Origin of the sequence: Kosakonia sp. (genome assembly GCF_032104925.1) — a bacterium.
Lineage (GTDB): Bacteria > Pseudomonadota > Gammaproteobacteria > Enterobacterales > Enterobacteriaceae > Kosakonia.
Genome location: NZ_DAMCGF010000001.1, coordinates 16253 through 33470 on the forward strand (window position 1 = coordinate 16253; position 17218 = coordinate 33470).

A 17218-nucleotide genomic window follows, 5' to 3' on the forward strand; every position below is an offset into this window, starting at 1 on the left:
GCGGTTTTTTTATGGGCGCAATATGGCAAACAAGAAAATTCAGGGGCGCAAAGGCGGCAGCTCCAGTTCCCGCACGCCTACAGAACAGCCTGACGATCTCCAGTCTGTTGCGAAGGCGAAGATTCTTGTCGCGCTGGGTGAGGGGGAATTTTCCGGCCAGCTAACCGGGCAGAGTATTTTTCTCGACGGTACGCCGCTGCTGAATGCCAATGGTTCATCAAATTTCAGCGGTGTGACGTGGGAGTTTCGCCCGGGCACTCAGGCGCAAAGTTATATCCAGGGCATTCCTGGTACCGAGAATGAGATCAGTACCGGCATCGAGATTAAAAGCTCAGCGGCATGGACGCACACGTTTACTAATTCTCAGCTTTCTGCGGTACGCCTGCGCCTGAAATGGCCATCACTCTTTAAGCAGGAAGATGATGGTGATCTGGTTGGTAATCGTGTTCAGTACGCGATTGATCTTCAGGTGGATGGTGGTGCTTTTGTCACCAAAATTAACACCGCCGTCAGCGGGAAAACCACATCAGGCTACGAACGCAGTCACCGTATCGATCTGCCAGATGGTGCCACGTCATGGACCGTGCGGGTAAGGAAAATTACCACTGATGCCAGCAGCGCAAAGATCGGTGACACGATGACTATCCAGAGCTACACGGAAGTTATCGATGCCAAATTGCGTTACCCAAATACGGCACTGCTCTATATCGAGTTTGACTCGAGCCAGTTCAACGGCTCTATCCCGCAGATTTCCTGTGAACCGCGCGGACGTGTTATCCGTGTGCCGGACAATTACAACCCGGAAACACGCGCCTACACTGGAACATGGTCCGGTGCCTTTAAATGGGCATGGACTGATAACCCGGCATGGATTTTTTACGATCTGGTAGTCTCTGACCGTTTCGGCCTTGGCGATCGCCTGACAGCTGAGAATATCGATAAATGGACGCTCTATCAGGTGGCGCAATATTGCGATGCGCCGGTGCCGGACGGTAAAGGTGGCAGCGGTACCGAACCACGCTATATCTGTAACGTCTATGTTCAGGATCGCAACGACGCCTATACGGTATTGCGTGACTTCGCCGCCATCTTCCGGGGGATGACCTACTGGGGCGGCAACCAGATTGTTACCCTGGCGGATATGCCGCGCGATGTCGATTACAGCTACACAAAAGCAAACGTCATTGACGGCCGATTCAGCTACAGCAGCAGCACGACGAAAAGCCGGTATACCAGCGCGCTGGTTTCATATTCAGATCCGGATAACGGTTACGCTGATGCAATGGAGCCAGTCTTTGAACAGGAACTGGTAGCCCGCTACAAAGGTTTTAACCAGCTTGAGATGACGGCAATCGGCTGCACACGCCAGTCAGAAGCGAACCGAAAAGGGCGCTGGGGGATCCTCACCAACAATAAAGACCGGGTGGTTTCTTTCTCCGTGGGGCTGGATGGCATGATCCCACAACCCGGCTACATTATCGCTGTAGCCGATGAGAACCTGTCAGGCAAGGTTACCGGCGGGCGTATCAGCGCGGTTAACGGCAGGGTGATCACTCTGGACAGAGTGCCTTATGCGGTTGCCGGTGATCGGCTGTTTCTCAACCTGCCTTCCGGTGCTGCGCAGAGCCGTACCATTCAGGCGGTTAATGGAGAAGTGGTCACGGTGACCACCGCTTACAGCGAAACGCCGGAAGCGGAAAGCGTGTGGATAGTGGAATCGGATGAACTGTATGCGCAGCAATACCGGGTTGTCAGTGTGACAGATAATAATGATGGCACGTTAACCATTACCGGCGCGGCTCACGATCCGGACAAATATGTCCGCATTGATACCGGAGCCATTATCGACAGCCGCCCCGTCAGCGTCGTGCCGCCGGGCAGCCAGGCAGCGCCCGATAATATCGCTATCGACAGTTATTCCGTGGTGAACCAGGGGATCAGCGTTCAGACCATGCGCGTTTCATGGACGGACACGGCCAATGCGATCGCGTATGAAGCGCAGTGGCGCCGCAATGACGGTAACTGGGTGAACGTGCCGCGCAGCTCCACCACCTCGTTTGAAGTGCCGGGCATTTATGCGGGACGCTATCTGGTGCGCGTGCGCGCCATCAACGCCGCTGAAATCTCTAGTGGCTGGGGATACTCAACCGAAACCACGCTGACAGGGAAAGAAGGTAATCCGCCTAAGCCGGTTGGATTTATGGCGACAGGAATTAACTGGGGTATCCGCCTCAACTGGGGATTCCCCTCCAACACCGCTGATACGCTGAAAACGGAAATTCAATACACAGCCAACAGCGATTTTTCAGATCCGCTGCTGCTCTCCGATGTTCCTTACCCGCAGGCAGAATATACCCAACTCGGACTGAAAGCCGGGCAGGAATTCTGGTACCGCGCGCAACTGGTCGATAAAACCGGTAACGAATCGGGCTATACCGACTGGATCAGGGGGATGGCAAACGACCAGGCTGCTGACTATCTGGAGGGTATTGGCGATGGCTTCCTCACATCCGCCGACGGCGAGCGGCTGACCAGCGACATCGACACAAATCTGGAAGCCGCACTGCAAAACGCGCTGGCGAATCACAGCACCATTGAACACCAGTGGGCGCAATACGGTGAGGTACGTGCTGACATTCTGGTCGTAAAAACGACCATAGCAGAAGTCGATAACGCTATGGCTGAACTGTCCACCCAGGTGCAAGCACAGATTGGTGATGTCACCGCAGCGCTGGAGGATAAGCTCACTGCGGTTGTGGATGGCGACGGCGCAACGGCTATCTATACGCTGAAAACCGGGGTTCGTATAAACGGTGTGATGTATAACGCCGGAATGTCGATCGCCGTGCTGGCGCAGGCTGGCCAGCCAGTTGTAACACGGGTTGGGTTCAATGCTAATCAGTTCGTGCTGATGAGCGGCAGCGGAAGCACACAATATTCGCCCTTCGCGGTGGTCAATGGACAGGTGTTTATCAGTGATGCGTTTATCCAGGACGGGACGATCACTAATGCCAAGATTGGTAGTTATATTCAATCGAATAATTATGTTCCGAATGTATCTGGCTGGCGTCTTGATAAAGCGGGTACATGGGTTAATTTTGGAAGTGATGGCGCAGGTGCAAAAAAATCAACAAATGTTACCGACAGCATTAGGGATGAAAATGGGGTATTACGTGTCCAGATCGGAAAACTAACAGGGGTTTTTTAATGGCGTGGGGTATTCAGACATGGGATGCCAATGGCATCCCCAACAACTATGGCATCAAACCAATATCTGTTATAGGTCACATTCCTCTGGCCGCAGGACAAACCGCTGGTTCATGGAGCTACGCCGTACCGGCTGGTTTTAAGGTAGGGTTTGTCGTTTCTCTTGATGCTGGTGCGGTAAATGTTGGAAGAAGAATTGAAGCCAACGGAAACACAATTACGATCTCATCGGCAAACAGCGTAGGGAGTGGCAACTATCCTGCATCAGCATGCGAGCTGGTTGTATTTTTGGAGAAAAATTAAATGGCCGATTATGGCGCGATGATACTCATGGAAAACGGTAATCCCTTTGTTACGCCACAATCAACCCCATTTTGTTTATACAGAAAAGTAGTTGTGAATTCTGTTGCAAATGGGACATTCCACAGCGCATCAGCCGCAGTCAATCTCGACGCTTCATTTCCTGCGATTGCTTTCTGCAAAACAAATTATACAAATCAGCCAACTGTTGTTGGTGCGACAAGGTCAGGAAACAATATATCGGTGTCTTCAGGAAACCCTTATGGTCAGACCCACACGCTGACGGCTTATATTTTCGCCATTTTCCCTCAAACCCTTCCTCAATGGGGCTTTGCAATATGGGATGCTGTAGGCAAGCTTGTATTAACAAATGAGAGTCGTGTGTTAAGCGACCTTGTTACAATCGGCACGCCCGGTAACAGTGGAGGGGTAAACATTGATCAGACACTGGATGGAAGCTATGCCGTATGTCCTGGGATTCTTGGGTCAACGCTGATACAGTTCATGGTGCAGGGACAGCCACAGATTATTGCAGCCACCGCATACACTGGATGCAGATTTAATGGCACAACCTCAAGAATAAGTGCCGCTTCCAACAGCAATGCTTCCGGTTCCGTTGTTGGTAGTACAAACAATGGAAATGCAATCATAGCGATAAAAACAGATGCCTATGATTAGATTGATCGTTTTAATCGATCGAATTTATAAAAATAAATATACAAAACCTATTTTTATTATTTATGAATCAGATGTAATTTAATTATGATAGTTAACCTCTGGTATAAAAAATGAAAAAAATAACTACAGTTTTAATGTTTTTATTCGTTTTGTCCGGTTGTTCAGGTCAATTTCTTGAAAAGAAAGCGCCGGTTTGCGAAGCCACAGCAATGCTTGGTGGGCTTCCAAGAACTGTGCAGATTTATGGCGTTCGTGTTGTCGCACATCAGGTAGAGTATAAAGCTGGAGACCCATTTAACTGGCGATGGGTAAACCGAAATAACTTTACCTCTTCAACCTGCAAATAGCAGATGTAATATATACAGAACCCGCTCACGAAGCGGGTTTTTTTATTTACGGAGAAAATATGTCAGCAGGAACCTTAACACTAACGAACAATTCAGCCGTAGTTGCCGGGAATGGCACGTCATTCACTACTGAGCTTGCCGCCGCCGATTTTATTGTGGTTACGGTCGGCGGCATTCCTTACACGCTGCCGGTGAAAACGGTAGACAATGCAACCGCACTCACGCTCGTCAGCAATTACACCGGGCCAACGCAGGCCGGTGCTGCCTGGTATGCTGTGCCCCGCGTCGCAATGAACCTGGTTACCGCCGCGCTGGTTGCGCAGAGTGCGGAAGCGCTACGCGGCCTGAATTACGACAAACAGAACTGGCAGCAACTTTTCACCGCGACAGGGAATATCACTGTAAAACTCCCCGATGGAACCTCATTTCCGGGGCCATCATGGAACAGCCTGGCAACGTCTTTAGCCAGCAAGGCCGATAAGACAGCGCTGGACGGCAAGGCTGATAAAAGTTCACTGGGTGGCGCTGCAGCTCTTAATGTAGGCACAGCAGCTAATACGGTCGCAGCCGGTGATGACGCTCGTCTTAATTCAATTAATGGAAAATCAGGCGGGATAATAACCGGTGACATCTCACTACCGATGAGAGGGGGATCAAGTCCTTTTTCTTATGGACTTGTATTAACTGCGATTGCCAATCAGGAAGGCGCAAGGATGATGGGATCTATAGCGAACTTTTGGGATGGAACGCAGAGGACTGTTGTTAACATCGACTCTGTTGGTGGAAGGCCTGCAACTGTTTTTGCTAATGGAGGAATAATTTGTCAACCCGGTATCGGCAGAGATCCAAGGTTGAACTCCTATTACATTGACTGGACAGGATCACAGCCTACCCTCTATATCGATAATTATCTGGTCGGCGGAATCAGCACACAGGCTGTATCAGACAGACTTCTTAAAGAAGAAGTTGAATACCGATCCGAAAATGATATGGCAGAGGCTGTAAATCAGGTTATGAAATGGCGCGTGGCATCATTCCGGTATAAAGCCCGTGGTATCGCGCCGCAGAGCGATGAAAAGTTAGGGTTCATAGCCAACGATCTTGTGCTGGTCAGCCCGGAATGCGTGAAGGGTGAAGGGCTAAAAGAAGGTTTTGATGAAAATAGCCCGGAAGGCGCTTACTACCTTGATCCGATCGCCATGATTGCCAAGCTTGCGCTGGCGATTCAGGCTCAGCAAAAACAAATCTCTGAACTTCAGTTACTTGTAAAACAGATATCCGCTGGCTCTTGATCATCTGCATAGATAAATCTACTGTATATAAAAACAGTATTAAGCAGGGCTACACTATGCAATTCATTAAACCAGCTGATTTTCCGCGCGCAGTTATCGCGCTCCCGCTCTTCAGCGACCTTGTTCAGTGCGGGTTTCCCAGCCCGGCAGCCGACTACGTTGAGCAGCGAATTGACCTTAACGAACTCCTTGTGCAACGCCCCAGCGCGACTTACTTCGTCAAAGCTGCGGGGGATTCGATGATTGATGGCGGAATCAGCGACGGCGATCTGCTGGTGGTTGACAGTTCGCGCACCGCGCAGCACGGCGATATTGTGATCGCGGCGGTCGATGGCGAATTCACCGTGAAACGTCTGCAACTTCGACCAACTATACAGCTCAACCCGATGAATTCGGCATACAGTCCGATCCGGGTAACAAGCGAAGACACCCTGGATATCTTCGGTGTCGTAACTTTCATCGTTAAACCGGCGAGCTGAACATGTTTGCGCTGTGCGATGTGAACAGCTTTTACGCGTCGTGCGAAACCGTCTTTCGTCCTGATTTAAAAGGGCGTCCAGTCGTCGTTCTTTCGAATAACGATGGCTGCGTGATCGCCCGCAGTGCTGAAGCGAAACCTTTCGTGGTGATGGGGGAGCCTTACTTCAAACAGAAAGAGGCGTTCCGGCGCCACGGTATCGTCGTATTCAGCAGCAATTACGAGTTGTACGCGGACATGTCAAACAGGGTGATGACCACCCTGGAAGAGATGAGCCCTCGCGTGGAAATATACTCAATCGATGAAGCCTTTTGCGACCTGACCGGCGTCCGTAATTGTCGTGATTTAACTGACTTTGGGCGCGAGATACGCGCGACCGTGCTGAAGCGCACTCACCTGACTGTCGGCGTCGGCATAGCGCAAACCAAAACCCTGGCGAAGCTGGCCAACCACGCCGCGAAAAAGTGGCAGCGGCAGACCGGCGGCGTGGTTGATTTGTCCAACATCGACCGCCAGCGCCGGTTGCTGGCTCTTGTTCCGGTTGAGGATGTCTGGGGCGTCGGTCGGCGTATCAGTAAAAAGCTGAACGCTCTGGGCATTAAAACCGCGCTTGAGCTCTCAGAACAAAGCACCTGGATTATCCGCAAGCATTTTAACGTTGTACTTGAGAGAACGGTGCGGGAGCTGCGTGGCGAACCATGTCTCGATCTTGAGGAATTTGCGCCGGCAAAGCAGGAGATTGTCTGCTCGCGTTCTTTTGGTGGACGGGTCACCGAATACGATGAAATGCGCCAGGCGATATGCAGCTACGCAAGCCGGGCAGCAGAGAAGCTACGCGGCGAGCATCAGTATTGCCGGTTTATCTCCGCATTCGTTAAGACCAGCCCGTTTGCGTTAAACGAGCCCTATTACGGCAACAGCGCATCGGTAAAGCTGCTCACGCCAACACAGGACAGCAGGGACATTATCAGTGCCGCCACCCGCTGTCTGGATTCAATCTGGAAAGATGGCCACCGTTACCAGAAAGCAGGTGTCATGCTCGGCGACTTCTTCAGCCAGGGCGTCGCGCAGCTCAATCTGTTTGACGACAACGCGCCGCGCGCGGACAGTGAAAAGCTGATGGCGGTACTGGATAAGCTCAACGCAAAAGATGGGCGGGGAACTCTGTATTTTGCCGGGCAGGGCATTCAGCAGCAGTGGCAGATGAAGCGCGATATGCTGTCGCCGCGGTATACGACTCGTTACTCTGATCTGCCTGTGGTCAGGTGACTGGTTCTATTAGTTCGGGGCCTTGATTCACTGGATTACCAACAGCGCGCGTTACAGCGTGCCAGGTAAATTTATCTGCCGGCACTGTGCCCGCAACTGCAATTTCTTCTGCTTCCTTTCCGCCAATATCCTGCATTATCCATTCCCGCGCCGCTTCCGGAGTAAGCACAAGTGGACGCCTGTCATGGATATCAACCAGGCCTTTATCGGCCGCTGTTGTAACAATCAAAAATCCTTCCGCTTCATCACCTCGTTCGAACGGTGTGCTTCCGATCGCCGCCATGAAAATTGGCTCGCCGTCGGCGCGGTGGATGAAATAGGGTTTTTTTTGTCTCCCTCCTTCTTCCATTCAAACCAACCGTCAGCGAAACAAATTGCTCGCCCATGTTGCCACAGAGGTTTGAACATTCTGCTGGTAGCCGCAGTTTCTACCCGGGCATTAATCAGTGGCGGTTTACCCCACCATCCAGGTGCATATGACCAGATTACTGGATCGAGGTGTAAAAGATTATCGCGCTCGCTGAGTATCAGAACTTTGGTCCCCGGAGCCACGTTATAGCGTCCAATGGGTTCTGGATCATATGGAATATCACGTTCGGCTTCATCGGCCAGGTAAGTCAGATATTCTTCACGGGTTTGAGATTGTGCAAAACGTCCACACATACACACCTCCAGCACTGTAATGCTGAAAGTATAGGGCAGGGAGAAAAACTGGTGCGCACCCTTAAGTACTACGTTTTATAAGGGAATTTGATTTAACAGTACTCGGAAATTTAAGTAAAGGAACGGTCGGCGATTCTGGTAAGTACGTCTCAAAAAAACGCACTGAACACACAGGAGTATTACCTTTATTTTACCTTTGTTTTACCTTGTCGGAAGCGCAGGCATAAAAAAACCAACCGCAATGGGTTGGTTTTCTTGAGGTTTTTTGGTCGGCACGAGAGGATTTGAACCTCCGACCCCTGACACCCCATGTCAGAGTCCCATATCTTAAAAGCCGCTTTGTGCCATGAATGGACGTTGCAAACGTCAAGGAGCATTATTCTATGGGGAGCAGAGCGTGATAGCTCCTGATATATTTTACTCTTAAGGGGGCCACTCAATGGAACGAAATCACCCGGTTAAATTAGAGCTCTTAACGTAGTATAAATTACGAACCCCAAACTGACCCCATTAGAAAAAGCAGCTATTAGTTCATGGGGCTTTGTTCTGTCTTAGCTGATATTTCGAGAGCTTTTGCAATATTAGTAACAAAATCAGTTCCTTTTGCTGTGGTATCATCACGACCTAAATTTTTATATTCTCTCCAAACCAGGTCAAATATCTCGTCAAAATATTCTTCAGTGATTCTTCTAATATCAAAGTCACCAACAAACTTAGATATATTATTCTGCCTTCCATCAGTGATAGCTAATTTTAAAACTACAGCCATTGCTGTGTGATAAATAACATTATTAAAATCCCTTTTGCTCTTAAATTCATACTGTTTCAATAGCTCAGTACATTTTTTTAAGATTAAATATGAGTTTAGATAGAGAGAGAGTGGATTTTTTTTATTGAATATTTGTTCATATCGAGTGTTGTCATTTATGAGAGTTGAAGGTCTTGCTCTTGCGTTATTTGGTTGCAGGAGAACTGTTGTGATGACGCATTGTGATAAATAAGGTATGGATACAATACGAGAGGCTGGCTTGCCTTCATTTTTATATAAATTCTTCCTTCGATCGTAAAAATAACCATTAGCTTTGAAGAAATCTTCTATATCCCGATGTATTACATCTGCACTTCTCAAGGAGGCAGGGGGGATGCTAGTCTGGCTATTGGTTGCTCTTATTATTTTATCTCTAGATTCAGCATCGCTCTCACAAATAACACGAACTAATACATTTCTTAATTCCTGAGTAGCTTCTTCCAAATTAGAAAAGTAGTTATAAATCTCGTGTGAAGTTTGTAACCCATTGACTACTTGTGGATTTTCTATAGTCAAGGTTTTCCCAGATAGAACAGCTTTTGATGTGATTATTGTTACACCATTGTTTAAAAACCAAAAATCCTCCTTGCCGGAGGTAAGTGTTTCTTGAATAGCTACGTTTACAACAACATCTCCATTATGATCCCTAACGTTTGACTCAAATATACTTCTTGAGAGAGAATCATTATCAGAGATGAATTCGTAATATCTTTTCAAGTTAACAAGGCAAAGATAACTACCACTAGCTGTTGCTATAGGTGACTCAGCTAACTCCATCATCCTTGAAGTACTTTTTACCTTCCTGTTTAACTCAACTAAGTTACTTGCTCCGACAAAATCAAATGAGAACTTAGATCCTGTAAACATTTTGAGGATAGTTTCTTTTAGAGGATTTACCTTATCGACAACATTGGGGTGGACTTCCTCGCCTAGAGTTGAGTAGTAATATGAGAAATTTAAATCAGGAAAGCCTTTCATTAAATTACTATAAACATCTCTGAAAATAGAAACCCTCCCTCTGAGATCATCATTGTAACGTCTTTTTAGGTTGTCGCTGCTTATATCGGTTGATATGTTGAATAAATCTCTAGTCACTTCATTAAATTTGGTAATTGCATCTTCGCCAAATTTTTTTGATGTTTTTGACTGTATAATAACCACTTCTATTTTGTTGTGCTTTCCGGTTTTAGAATAATCAGTGTCTTCTTTTATTAACTCTCCATTGAGGAAGGTATAAAATGAGTCTACACCGCCATCTCCACCATCCCCAACGATGCTATATTCTATATCAGAATATGTTACGTCATAATCCTTAAGTATTTGTGATGCCGTGTATAGTTCAAAATATTCTGAAAACTGTGCACCTTGCTCCACAGCTTCTTCCTTAATAATCTTTTCCATTATTATTTGGGAGTTAGTAAGCTCACTCATTCTTTCATGCTCCAATGCTTGGTTTGAAGTCCAGTAGTACTATAAAGGTACGTTAATGGAGTGTAGGGTTGAAATCCACCTATTTTAATACCCAGACATGAATGATTTTATCAAAGCTAATGGGAGCATTCGAGTTCCAGTGACCATCTCCCCCGCAGATCGACAGAAGAAAAGTTTAGGAATGCCTTCATTATTTATGTGAGAAGCGATAGCTTCCGCTTCTCGCTCTGATCAGACATGTCTGCGCCATGATCGACTCTTTCGTGCCAGGAACAGACGGTGCTGACATCAGTTTATGTGGATTAACGAGGAGCTGGTCAACACACCGATAAGTATTTTCTTGCCTTAACAGATTTTCTACCATACAACATTTTCATAATCTATTTTTAAATCAACAATGATCTGGGGAACAAAATGAGACCACCAATAACTGATGATGAACTGGAATTACTGAATCAGGATATGGGCAAACTGAGTCGTGTTCAATTTAATGAAGGCGATGTTTTCAATGCTCTCAGGCTGCTAGAAATGCGTCGCCAGACAGCAAAACTGGAAGCGATAAAACGTTTGTTGGAATCAATGAGTGAACAGGAAACCTGATGGTTAGTTTGATGATGATAAGCCAGGATATAAGTAATTCAATGTAGCATGTAGGGTGACCTTTTCCCCGTTTCTTCACACAGAATGCTGTTAGAAATGTCAGCTCTTCGCTCGTAGCGGACCTTGTGATCTTGATTTCTGTCCGCTCCGTGCCAAAAGCGGTTATCAAAACTCAAAAACAACTTTTGATAATCATGGACTTAGAAACCGGTTCAAAACAACCATACCAACATCAAAAACCACGCATTCAAGATATTTATCAATTACTTATGCGTAATTCTAATAACTACTGTTGCGCCACATGGGCTGGGTTGAAGCGGCTGACCTGATCGTGAAAGGCATGAGCGGCGCGATTAACGCCAAAACCGTGACCTACGATTTTGAACGTCTGATGGAAGGCGCTAAGCTGCTGAAATGTTCAGAGTTTGGCGACGCGATTATCGCGAACATGTAATCCGCCTCGCGGGTTAAACAAGAACGGGAGCCGGTTGGTTCCCGTTTTTTCGGCTCATTCCCCCAAGCTCCGCATTTTTGCATCTAATTTCATTAAGTTATTGTAATAATCACTGCCTTTCTTAACTTTTTGAAGATCTCTGTCTACCATCTGCCGAAAAGAGCGACCTTTATTATTGACAGGATTAGGATCAGCGCCATGGTCTAAAAGAAAGAACATTTTATCAAAATCCGCGCTAAAGAAAGCCTCCACGAGAGGCGTCTCTCCAAGGGAATTTTTTGTGTTTATATCTGCTCCTCTCTCGATTATTAACGCCAGTGGGGCTGTGGTTTTAGACTCGAGAGTCGAGAAAATAAGTGGTTCATGATAAATCTTATCGCTGGCGTTAGGATCCAGTCCGCCATCCAGTAACGCCTTTAACCAAATGTCTTTATCGCCCTTTGCCGCTACTTCGGCAGGGCAACCAGGCATCCTCGGTTGCGGCTGTAGTGGATCAGCCCCTGCGCGCACTAAATCCGACACAATCACTAATCGCTCTGGCGGATTGTCATTGTAAAGAGACTCATTGATCGCAAAAAACAGCAGTGTCAGATCCTCGGTGCCCGGCGTATTAAGGTCAGTCTCTTTCGCAAGGCGGAGAACGGATTCACGATCTGCCGCCTGAATAGCTTTAGCCAGAACAAGTTGCTGTCCGGCAAAATGTTTTTCAGGATCTATTTTTTTCATATCATTACACGCCGATAAAAGAACAAGCAGAAAAGAAAAAAGCATTACGGATGTGAGTTTTTTTATGCTAAACCCTACTTTTAATGATTCCAATATCCTCATCCTTTTGCGCCTCAATGCAGTCTATCACCTGTGACATCCCATGCTTATCCAGCATATTTCCGGTACCTCCAGAGAGTGCGTGAGGTTTACCTATGGCATCAGGAAACATGTTTGAAACACCCGCTTTTAATGCGAAAGCTGACGTATCAAAATTGGTATCTCGCAAGTCTGTATAACTTACTTCTTGAATTTTTGTCAGCATCTCGCCATTGACTCTGTAAGCAGATATTGCAGAACCATCTCCAATAAGCTGCCCTCCATATTTTGTAATTGTGCCACTGTTCAGCCCTGCCGAGTTAAAAGTCCAGGTTGACTTACCGCTGGCCATACCTGCAGCTGAAGCCAGTCCTCCACCGAGAGAGTGGCCCGCGATATCAACTTTTGCGCCTGCTTGAGCAATTTTCCTACCGATTCCGACAGCGTTTTTATAATAAGAGGAGCGAAGATCCATTCCCTGAGCTGCATTGTTGGCCCAGTCAATCATTTTATCCGGACGGGTTCCCCGAAAAACGACGGTCGGATTCATATCTTTTCCAAATACGTATTCATCCGGGGCGTATACGCGGGCAAAGAAATCAGGCTCCATAGGGCTGTCAGCCAGCATTTTAGGCGTGAGCCCCATTGCAGAAAGGGCGTCTTTATCATTACTTATATCAACCCACCCCTCGGGCACATCCGGCATCGATTCGAGAGCGTTTATTGGTTGTCCCGCACGTCCATAAACGTTCTGAGCAAGCTTCGCCTTTTCAACGGCCACATTATTCTCTGCCAGCCGGTTAGCTGCCGTCTGCGCATCGGGATATACGCTACGCTGGCCTTTACTGATGAGATTTTTTCTCTCCTGCCAGCGCTCGGCTTTTGTGAGGGGGCGAGTGGGCTCATCCAATCGGCTACCACGACCGCCACCCGCGCTGGGTTCTTCACCTCGCATGGGTGAATCAGTGCGCGTAAATTGCCCTCGAGGTATATCTGTTGGCGGGGGACGTTTACCGAATATACCGACCATTTCTTCATAGCGACGGGTGATAGAGCTCACCGGATAAGTAACGGACAGATTCGCCGAAAAAAGCTGAAGGCGTCCCTCCTTATCAATGAAGAACAGCGCTGTCACCGGCGACCATAAACGGAAGCTGTCATCGATAGCCACCATTGTGCCACGTTCAAGATCCACTGCAGCGACAGTACGTATATCCCGACCTGACTGATTGGGATTTGCGCCATTACGTGAGCGAAGCGTGTCCTGACGGCTTAGCATGGCACTTACCGAAGAGGGAGGCATCGTTCTGATTCTTTGCACTGCGAGTTGAGGATGGATAATGAATGAAAATCGCCACGGAGCGACTTTTTCTTCAAAAATGTAGGTCAATGACATGTAATTTGTCATGATACCGACTCCCGGTTCACGCCATTCCATTTACGGGTGTGCATTTGTTCTCCTGAAGAGAAATAACGGCTTTGCGGGAGGGAATCCGCAGTCCGGTCGCTGGCAAACTCCAGCCCGGCCCGATAAAGAAGCATATAAATTCTTGCAGAAATTTACAGTAATGACACTAAAAGTCGCCTACCAGTATCAGTGGGTAAGTTTCATGGGCTTTTTGGGGTTGGTAAGAGGGAACTTGAACCTACGCCCAGCGACGATGAAAGCGGATTAAATAGGCTCCCCAGGAATTGAATAGCTGCTTACGGATAAGTCGTGTTAACGCATGTTATGCTCTTGTTTCATCAATACTTGTGCTCGAAACCAAAACAAAAACGACACGCGACGTTGTGACAAAAAGTGGTTATCAAAAAAAGCTTTTATAATCATAGGGTTATTACTCATTGTAAACTCAACATATCGAGAGCGGAAATTCGTTATTTTTATCAATAGGATATAGATAGTCTCATCAACCATTATTACGCCACATGGGCTAGGTTGAGTCTGCAGATCAGATTGACAAAGGCATGAGCGACCCGATTATCGTGCACATGTGATCCAGTTTCTGGGGTAAATAAGAACAGGGCCCGGTTGGTTCCCGTTTTTTTATGGTTATATACCAGCCTAATTAAAAATAAGAATCCGCTATATGGTTGAGGCAATAAATACTATTTACTCTAATAATGTGTGCTTACTTTAGAGGTATAAAGATCATGTTTAAACGTCGCACTCTTAATGCTGCACTTGCGGCGGTGATTTCGTTGGCCGTATTTTCCACGCCTGTATTCGCAAATCCGGGAAACGGAAATGGTAATGGAAATGGCGGCGGTCATGGCAACAGTAACGGCAATCATGGCAATAGCAGTAACCATGCTAATAAAAGTAATAACCCTTCTTCCGATGACCAGGTTAACCGTAAAAACTATGGAAAGCCGGACCATGTTGAGTCAGATATTAGTGCCTCGCGTGCCCGTTCCCTGGCAGTCAATTACGGCCTGACCGGCTATCAGTCTCTCCCGCCGGGGATTGCGAAAAATCTTGCCCGTGGCAAACCCTTGCCTCCGGGGATTGCGAAAAAAGCAGTACCGGCCTCCATGCTTGGCCAACTGCCTTACTATCCGGGTTATGAGTGGCGCATTGTCGGAGATGATCTGGTTCTGGTCGCGCTGAGCACCGCTATTGTTACCGCGATCATCAATGGTGTTTTTAATTAATACAGCTCACGTTTTACCCACAAAGCCTCGCAACCTGCGGGGCTTTTTTATACGCCGGAAAAAGAAAGACGCGAACTCTGTGAATACTTAACAAGTCCGTCTCAGCGTTGGCGTTTTTCAGACGAAAAGGCAAGGATTGAAAATTACCTTCCACTGCTCAATGAGCTCTACGCTTAGGGTGATGACAGACGAGTAGAATATTTTTTTGACTTAAGGCAAATCCAGGCCGGCGGAATATAATTGCCGGTCGCTATTTGTTAAATTGTTCCCTTTTATAAAATAAGCCTTACAAAGGAAGATAATGAAAATTAACGCCGGATATGCGGTGCTATTGGTAACGTCATTATTACTCCCGGGTTGCACCAAGACCGGTTCTGCAACGCAGCGCGCAGGGGGGAACGATAAGGTCGATAACATGTTTGCCGGGTATAAAGGGACACAGGTAACCGCGGCGGAAAGCGATATCAACCGCTATGCAGGGCAGATCAAATCGGCGACTGAAAGCCACCTTTTTGAGGGGGATCGTTACGCAGGGAAATCATGTACGCTGCAAATCAGTCTTGCTGAGAATGGCGCTTTAGAAGATGCGCGGCCGATAAGCGGCGATCTAGCGCTTTGCCGCGCGGCTATTATCGCTGTCACGCAAGCGAGACTCCCGAAACCACCTTCACCAGCGGCGTATGCGGCCTTAAAAAACGCGACGCTGGAATTCAAACTGTAATGGGGAAAGCAGGAGCGCATAGATAAGGACTCGCTTTTTCACTATTGCCTGCCGGTGCAGGGGGGAGAAAATTACTCCTGCACCAGCCATATGTCCGACTCTTCAAACATCTCTTCAAGCATACGGTTGAGCTTTTCACGATCGCTTTTGCTGGCGTCGCTGTTCAGGCCATTGGCCTGCATCGGTTTTACGCGCACGTCGGCATCAGGAAAGATGCGGTGCACACGTTTAGTTAGTTCTTCGAGGATAATCTCTTTAGCGCCGGGTAAACCCGCAACATTACGCTTGTCATAAACCAGTTCAACAAACACAAGGCAGCCCTTTTCACTGTTTTTTCGTACAGCACTTATACTGGATGAAAAGCCAGTATTCAAGCAAAGAATCCTTTTGCGTTTAACGAGGGGGCGATCTTTGGGCAGTGATGGAAGGCGTTGCACAAAAAAATCCCACACGAGGCAGGATGGTCAGTCGTGTTTAATTGACACTCTCTTCCTTTTTAAAATGCTCACCGTTTATCTCATGCTGGAACGAATGCCGTCACAAGCCTGATAGATCTTCGGGATGGTCTAAAACGCACTATTTTTAGCGATCGGGTTCATGTCGGGCATGGCGGCATTAACATTGAGCACCTGACTATATTTCATTACCAGACCGGTGATAAAGACATATATCCGCTTAATAATGAAGACGAGCATTAACGTAGTTAATTTAACTTAAAACCTGCTTTCGGCAGGCACATTGAGCAATTATCGGCAGCGCTAATCTACGCTTCAACCGCATTTTGTGCGTACTCCTGTGCGCCGCGGCGGCGGTGTGATACTGTTGTATCTATAAGTTTTATGTATTGTTTTACAGGAGTTGTTGTGTTTGCCGAATATGGAGTTCTTAGTTACTGGTCTTATTTTATCGGTGCTATTTTCATCATTTTATTGCCGGGGCCGAATACCTTTTTTGTATTGAAAACCAGTGTTGCCCATGGATTACGAAATGGCTACGTTGCAGCGAGTGCCGTGTTTATTGGTGATGCGGTCCTGATGTTTCTGGCCTATGCAGGCGTTGCCACGCTGATTAAAACCACGCCGGTATTATTCAACATCGTTCGCTATCTTGGGGCGTTTTATCTGCTCTACCTTGGCGTCAGAATGTTGTACACCACGCTCAAACGCGGCGCGAAAGAAGAGGGCGATCATGACGTGCATAAAGGCGATATCTTCAAGCGGGCGCTGATATTAAGCCTGACGAATCCGAAAGCGATTTTGTTTTATGTCTCCTTCTTTGTGCAATTTATCGACATTACCTTTGCAAAACCAGGGATGTCATTCTTTATTCTCGCCAGTACGCTGGAGTTGATCAGTTTCTGCTATTTCAGTTTCCTGATCGTTTCCGGTTCGTATCTCACACAGTGGGTAAAAACCAGGAAAAAGCTCACCCGGTTGGGTAACTCACTGCTGGGGCTGGTTTTTGTTGGTTTCGCCACACGCCTGGCAACGCTGCAATCCTGAACCTGAGGC

Annotated in this window: 15 protein-coding genes and 2 pseudogenes; 12 read left to right on the plus strand and 5 right to left on the minus strand. The window is 47.4% G+C overall.

What is annotated here, in order from left to right; translation table 11 throughout:
• Positions 1-22: 22 nt before the first annotated feature.
• The 7 genes from RT644_RS00110 (at position 23) to RT644_RS00140 (ending at position 7571) form a co-directional block, all read left to right on the plus strand.
• On the plus strand, positions 23-3208 hold the full coding sequence (locus RT644_RS00110; RefSeq protein WP_313624909.1) for a host specificity protein J: 3186 nt from the start codon (positions 23-25) through the stop codon (positions 3206-3208).
• Positions 3208-3510, plus strand: a complete 303-nt coding sequence (locus RT644_RS00115) for a hypothetical protein (RefSeq protein WP_313624911.1) — start codon at positions 3208-3210, stop codon at positions 3508-3510. The genes RT644_RS00110 and RT644_RS00115 overlap by 1 nt, the downstream gene beginning before the upstream one ends.
• On the plus strand, positions 3511-4185 hold the full coding sequence (locus RT644_RS00120; protein WP_313624913.1) for a hypothetical protein: 675 nt from the start codon (positions 3511-3513) through the stop codon (positions 4183-4185). It begins immediately after the preceding gene.
• A 110-nt stretch (positions 4186-4295) separates the two neighbouring features.
• Positions 4296-4532, plus strand: coding sequence for a lipoprotein (locus tag RT644_RS00125; protein WP_313624915.1), 237 nt, complete (start codon positions 4296-4298; stop codon positions 4530-4532).
• A 59-nt stretch (positions 4533-4591) separates the two neighbouring features.
• Positions 4592-5824: a tail fiber domain-containing protein gene (locus RT644_RS00130; RefSeq protein WP_313624917.1), complete on the plus strand. Its 1233-nt coding sequence runs from the start codon at positions 4592-4594 to the stop codon at positions 5822-5824.
• Between the two features lie 56 nt (positions 5825-5880).
• A complete protein-coding gene (locus tag RT644_RS00135) occupies positions 5881-6303 on the plus strand; it encodes a translesion error-prone DNA polymerase V autoproteolytic subunit (RefSeq protein WP_313624919.1) in 423 nt (140 codons plus the stop codon).
• Between the two features lie 2 nt (positions 6304-6305).
• Positions 6306-7571, plus strand: a complete 1266-nt coding sequence (locus RT644_RS00140; RefSeq protein ID WP_313624921.1) for a Y-family DNA polymerase — start codon at positions 6306-6308, stop codon at positions 7569-7571.
• Here the strand turns inward: RT644_RS00140 and RT644_RS00145 are convergent.
• Positions 7564-8234 (minus strand): annotated as a pseudogene (locus tag RT644_RS00145) (SOS response-associated peptidase). The gene RT644_RS00140 and the pseudogene RT644_RS00145 overlap by 8 nt on opposite strands.
• A 526-nt stretch (positions 8235-8760) precedes the next feature.
• Positions 8761-10473 (minus strand): AIPR family protein, encoded by a 1713-nt coding sequence (locus RT644_RS00150; protein WP_313624923.1) that lies wholly within the window; start codon positions 10471-10473, stop codon positions 8761-8763.
• Positions 10474-10887: 414 nt separating this feature from the next.
• Between RT644_RS00150 and RT644_RS00155 the strand changes: the two genes are divergently transcribed.
• Positions 10888-11073 (plus strand): hypothetical protein, encoded by a 186-nt coding sequence (locus tag RT644_RS00155; RefSeq protein ID WP_313624925.1) that lies wholly within the window; start codon positions 10888-10890, stop codon positions 11071-11073.
• Between the two features lie 286 nt (positions 11074-11359).
• Positions 11360-11527 (plus strand): annotated as a pseudogene (locus RT644_RS00160) (NADP-dependent isocitrate dehydrogenase); the annotation flags it as partial.
• A 54-nt stretch (positions 11528-11581) separates the two neighbouring features.
• Here RT644_RS00160 and RT644_RS00165 read toward each other — a convergent pair.
• A complete protein-coding gene (locus tag RT644_RS00165) occupies positions 11582-12346 on the minus strand; it encodes an ankyrin repeat domain-containing protein (RefSeq protein ID WP_313624927.1) in 765 nt (254 codons plus the stop codon).
• Positions 12321-13739, minus strand: a complete 1419-nt coding sequence (locus tag RT644_RS00170) for a phospholipase (RefSeq protein ID WP_313624929.1) — start codon at positions 13737-13739, stop codon at positions 12321-12323. Before RT644_RS00170 ends, RT644_RS00165 begins: the two co-directional genes overlap by 26 nt.
• 746 nt (positions 13740-14485) lie before the next feature.
• On the opposite strand from RT644_RS00170, the gene RT644_RS00175 reads away from it, so the two are divergent.
• Together RT644_RS00175 and tolA are read left to right on the plus strand one after the other, a co-directional pair.
• Positions 14486-14986 carry an anti-virulence regulator CigR family protein gene (locus tag RT644_RS00175; protein ID WP_313624931.1) on the plus strand — a complete coding sequence of 167 codons (501 nt, stop codon included), beginning with the start codon at positions 14486-14488 and terminating at the stop codon, positions 14984-14986.
• A 301-nt stretch (positions 14987-15287) separates the two neighbouring features.
• Positions 15288-15707 carry a cell envelope integrity protein TolA gene (gene tolA, locus RT644_RS00180; protein WP_020454064.1) on the plus strand — a complete coding sequence of 140 codons (420 nt, stop codon included), beginning with the start codon at positions 15288-15290 and terminating at the stop codon, positions 15705-15707.
• A 71-nt stretch (positions 15708-15778) separates the two neighbouring features.
• Here the strand turns inward: tolA and RT644_RS00185 are convergent, their stop codons facing one another.
• Complete coding sequence (locus tag RT644_RS00185) at positions 15779-16018, minus strand: DinI family protein (protein ID WP_313624933.1); 240 nt, start codon at positions 16016-16018, stop codon at positions 15779-15781.
• A gap of 552 nt (positions 16019-16570) precedes the next feature.
• Between RT644_RS00185 and leuE the strand changes: the two genes are divergently transcribed.
• Positions 16571-17209, plus strand: coding sequence for a leucine efflux protein LeuE (leuE, locus tag RT644_RS00190; RefSeq protein ID WP_313624935.1), 639 nt, complete (start codon positions 16571-16573; stop codon positions 17207-17209).
• Positions 17210-17218: the final 9 nt, after the last annotated feature.

Coding starts and splice junctions, on each gene's coding strand:
- RT644_RS00110 (WP_313624909.1), top strand. CDS start 23: ATGGCAAACAAGAAAATTCAGGGGCGCAAAGGCGGCAGCTCCAGTTCC.
- RT644_RS00115 (WP_313624911.1), top strand. CDS start 3,208: ATGGCGTGGGGTATTCAGACATGGGATGCCAATGGCATCCCCAACAAC.
- RT644_RS00120 (WP_313624913.1), top strand. CDS start 3,511: ATGGCCGATTATGGCGCGATGATACTCATGGAAAACGGTAATCCCTTT.
- RT644_RS00125 (WP_313624915.1), top strand. CDS start 4,296: ATGAAAAAAATAACTACAGTTTTAATGTTTTTATTCGTTTTGTCCGGT.
- RT644_RS00130 (WP_313624917.1), top strand. CDS start 4,592: ATGTCAGCAGGAACCTTAACACTAACGAACAATTCAGCCGTAGTTGCC.
- RT644_RS00135 (WP_313624919.1), top strand. CDS start 5,881: ATGCAATTCATTAAACCAGCTGATTTTCCGCGCGCAGTTATCGCGCTC.
- RT644_RS00140 (WP_313624921.1), top strand. CDS start 6,306: ATGTTTGCGCTGTGCGATGTGAACAGCTTTTACGCGTCGTGCGAAACC.
- RT644_RS00150 (WP_313624923.1), bottom strand. CDS start 10,473: ATGAGTGAGCTTACTAACTCCCAAATAATAATGGAAAAGATTATTAAG.
- RT644_RS00155 (WP_313624925.1), top strand. CDS start 10,888: ATGAGACCACCAATAACTGATGATGAACTGGAATTACTGAATCAGGAT.
- RT644_RS00170 (WP_313624929.1), bottom strand. CDS start 13,739: ATGACAAATTACATGTCATTGACCTACATTTTTGAAGAAAAAGTCGCT.
- RT644_RS00175 (WP_313624931.1), top strand. CDS start 14,486: ATGTTTAAACGTCGCACTCTTAATGCTGCACTTGCGGCGGTGATTTCG.
- tolA (WP_020454064.1), top strand. CDS start 15,288: ATGAAAATTAACGCCGGATATGCGGTGCTATTGGTAACGTCATTATTA.